2 protein-coding genes are annotated in these 4,093 nt (G+C 70.5%); one reads left to right on the top strand and one right to left on the bottom strand.

Going from position 1 to position 4,093, the window contains the following annotated elements; genetic code table 11:
- Nucleotides 1-1,219, bottom strand: a 1,219-nt coding sequence (locus WEB03_RS05485) for a sodium/proton-translocating pyrophosphatase (RefSeq protein WP_368069948.1), incomplete at its 3' end; no start/stop codon positions are given.
- Nucleotides 1,220-1,658: 439 nt separating this feature from the next.
- Here WEB03_RS05485 and topA point away from each other — a divergent pair.
- Nucleotides 1,659-4,093, top strand: a 2,435-nt coding sequence (gene topA / locus WEB03_RS05480) for a type I DNA topoisomerase (RefSeq protein ID WP_368069947.1), incomplete at its 3' end; no start/stop codon positions are given.

Here is a 4,093-nt window from a genome sequence, read left to right as displayed (position 1 = left end):
CGGCGATACCGACGCCGTACAGCCCGGAGGTCGAGCTGGCGATGAAGATCATCGCGCCGATGGTGACGATCGGGATCGCCACGGAGATCATGCCGGTCGACAGGCCCGAGATGATGACGGTCGCCGGGCCGGTCTCACCCGACCGGGCGATGTCGCGGATCGGCTTGCCCGAGGTGTAGTACTCGGTCGACAGGCCGAGGATCACGCCGCCGACGGAGCCGACCACGGTGGCCCACCAGGTGCCGACGCCGACGTCGACCAACTGCATGAGGAAGAACGCGAGGACCACGAAGCCACCGGCAGCCGCGAAGGTGCCGAGCCGCAGCGCCAACGCGGGCGACTTGTTCGACGAGGCCTTCACGACGCCGATCGCGGCGATCGAGCAGAACAGGCCGAGCGTGCTCAGCAGCAGGGGCAGGGCGAGGAGGCTGATGCCCGGGACGACGGAGCCGCCGATCTCGACGCCGTCGGCACCGGCCGTGAGCAGCAGGACCGAGGCGATGGCCACGGTGGCGATCGTCGCGCCGTTGGTCGACTCGAAGATGTCCGAACCCATGCCGGCCACGTCACCGACGTTGTCGCCCACGTTGTCGGCGATGACGCCGGGGTTGCGCGGGTCGTCCTCGGGGATGCCGGCCTCGACCTTGCCCACCAGGTCGGCGCCGACGTCGGCGGACTTGGTGAAGATGCCGCCGCCGACGCGGTAGAACAGCGCGACGACGCTGGCGCCCATGGCGAAGCCGTGGATGTGCTCGGCGGCGTCGTGGTCGGTGCCGAAGAGGACGTACAGGCCGCCGAGGCCCAGCAGGCCGAGCGAGGCCAGCACGAGCCCCATGACCGAGCCGCCGTAGAAGGCGACCGTCAGGGCGGTGTTCATGCCCTCGTCGCGGGCCGCGGTGGCGGTACGGACGTTGGCGCGGGTGGCCGCCATCATGCCGATGAAGCCGGCAGCCGCGGCCGCGACCGCGCCGACCAGGAACGACACCGTCGTCTGGTAACCGAGCGCGAACCACAGCGCCACCGCGAGCACGGCGACGGCGACCCCGATCAGCTGCAACTCGCGCTGCATGAAGGTCTTGGCCCCTGCGCGGATCAGCTCAGCGATCTCGGTGGGGCGCCCCTCCGCGGCGGGGTACTTCATCATCGCGCGGTACATGACCAGGGCGACCCCCAGCCCGATCACCCCCGCGATCGGTGGGATGACGATCAAGTTGTCCACGGACGATCCTCCAGAGGGAAACGAGTGAAGGGGAGTGCAGCGGCCCGAACGGCGGCGACCTGGCGGGCAGCGGGCAGGCGAGAACCGGCGCGCGGGCGCCGGTCGGCGCGGACGGTAGCGGGGCTGCCCGAACCGTGTCCAAGCGGCCCGACCGGAGCGTGCGACCCGCGAGCCGGTCCGACCCGGTCGTCAGGCTCCGTCGCGCGGCGTGCGGTCACCGCGCCTGTTCCCCCCGTCGCGCGGGGTCCCCTACGGGGACCCCGTGAGGTTCCCGGGCCGCGGCGCCGGCCGCGACGGCAGGTCCGTCGGGTTGACGCCACGGGCTGCGATGCTCACCTTGCGCCCGAGGTGGCGAGCCGTGACGGCTGCACGACGCGGTCCATCGCCCGTCCCGCGAGCACCCGTGCACGCCTCGTCGTGCGGAAGGACCGACCGCCCCGTGGCCGAGAACCTCGTCATCGTGGAGTCACCCGCGAAGGCCAAGACCATCGAGCGCTACCTCGGTGATCGCTTCACGGTCCTGGCCTCCTACGGGCACGTCCGCGATCTGCCACGTTCCGACTTCGCCATCGAGACCGGTGGTGAGGCGGGGTGCAGCCTCGTGTACGAGGTGCCGGAGAAGGCCAAGAAGCACGTCGCGGCGCTCAAGAAGGCCGCCAAGGACGCCACCACGGTGTGGCTCGCCCCCGACCTCGACCGCGAGGGAGAGGCGATCGCGTGGCACATCGCCGAGATCCTCGACCTCGATCTCGATCAGACCAACCGTGTCACCTTCGACGAGATCACCGAACCGGCGATCCGCGCGGCGTTCGAGTCCCCGCGTCGACTGAACACCGCGCTGGTCGACGCCCAGCAGGCGCGCCGGGCGGTGGACCGCATCGTCGGCTACCGGCTCTCTCCCGTGCTGTGGCGCACGGTCGCGTCCGGCATCTCCGCGGGTCGGGTGCAGTCGGTCGCGCTCCGCATGATCGTCGACCGTGAGGACGAGATCCGCGCCTTCGTCCCCGAGTCGTACTGGAGCTTCGACGCGCTGTTCGCCCGCGCGCTCGACGCTGCCGCGGACGTGCAGGCCAGCCTCTACTCGGTCGACGGGCGACGGATCGCCTCGCCGAAGGACCTCGAGGACAAGAGCCAGGCAGCGCAGGCCAAGCGGCTGGTGATCCGTTCGCAGCCCGAGGCCGACGCGCTCGCCGAACGTGCCCGGGGGCTCGACTACTCGATCGCCGAGGTGCGCCGCACCGAGGCCAAGCGCAACCCCAAGCCCCCGTTCAAGACCTCGACCCTCCAGGGCGAGGCTTCCAAGCTCGGCTTCTCGGCGCGCCAGACCATGGCCGTCGCGCAGCAGCTCTACGAGGGCATCAACCTCGGTGGCGAGCAGGTCGGCCTCATCACCTACATGCGTACCGACTCGCTGAACCTGTCGGGTCAGGCGCTCGGCGAGATCCGGGGTCTGGTCGAGGAGCGGTACGGGTCGCGCTACACCCTCGAGAAGCCGCGCGTCTTCGCCGGGACGACCAAGGGTGCGCAGGAGGCCCACGAGGCCATCCGACCCACCTCGGTCGCCCGCACGCCCGAACGGATCCGACGCCACCTGTCGAACGAGCAGGCGCGGCTGTACGAGCTGATCTGGAAGCGGACCATGGCCACGCAGATGGCCCCGGCCGTCTTCGACCGCATCTCGGCCGATGTCACCGGGGTCGAGCGCAGCGCCAGCGAGCACGCGGATCGGGCTGACGGTGACGGCGATGTGACCTTCCGCGTGACCGGGCAGGTCGAGAAGTTCGACGGGTTCCTGGCCGCCTACCGGGCGATCCGCGACGAGGACGAGGTCGAGGACGAGGTCTCCGACCGGCTGCCCCAGCTCGACGAGGGCGCCACGCTGCACCTGACCGAGCTCACCCCCGAGGGCCACGAGACCTCGCCGCCCCCGCGCTACTCCGAGCGCACGCTCGTCGAGGCGCTCGAGGAGGAGGGCATCGGCCGCCCGTCCACGTACGCCTCGATCATCGGCACGCTGGAGTACCGCGAGTACGTCACCAAGGAGTCGCGGCGGTTCTTCGCCACCGACCTCGGTGAGGTCGTGGTCAGCTTCATGAAGGCCCACTTCGGCGAGATCGTGGATCTGCAGTTCACGGCACGTATGGAGGAGACCCTCGACGAGATCGCACTCGGACGGGACCCGTGGTGCCGGACCGTCACCGGCTTCCTCGACGAGGTCGACACCTGGGTCAAGGAACGCAAGCCCGAACGCCCCCGGCTGCCCCTGCTGAAGCCGGCGGACTGCCCGATCTGCGGGGCACCGATGGAGCGGGTGTTCTCCGGCAAGTCCAAGCAGTGGTTCGCGTCCTGCAGCCGCTGGCCGGACTGCGAGGGGACCCTGCCGCTCGAGGCCGACGGCAGCGTCGGCGAACCCGAACCGGAACCCGAACCGGACGAGGACGTCCGCTGCCAGATCTGCGGCAAGGCCATGCTGCTGCGGTCGGGCAAGTACGGCCGGTTCTTCGGCTGCATCGACTACCCGAAGTGCAAGGGGATCCGCAACCTCCAGGAGCGGCTCGTGTACCGCGAGACGCCCGGCGGCCCCATCGTGCCGTTCCGGTCGCCCACCGACCCGCAGAACAGCTACCTCGAACGACGCACGTCGCGGTACGGCAAGCCCTTCGTCGGCTCGACCGGCTACCCCGACGACCAGTTCGCCGTGTGGTCCCTGCCGATCGCCTCGCCGTGCCCCGCCTGTGGGGCGCCGCTCCGGCCGCCGCCGAAGAACCGCAAGGTGCCGACGGCGATCTGCACCAACCTCACCGTCAACCACGTCTACGAGGCCGACGACTTCGACCTGCCGTCGGTCGCGACCATGACCGTCGTCGGCGGCGT

This window comes from Nitriliruptor sp. (assembly GCF_040882075.1).
Lineage (GTDB): Bacteria > Actinomycetota > Nitriliruptoria > Nitriliruptorales > Nitriliruptoraceae > Nitriliruptor.
This window is presented reverse-complemented; position numbering and strand designations above follow the sequence as displayed.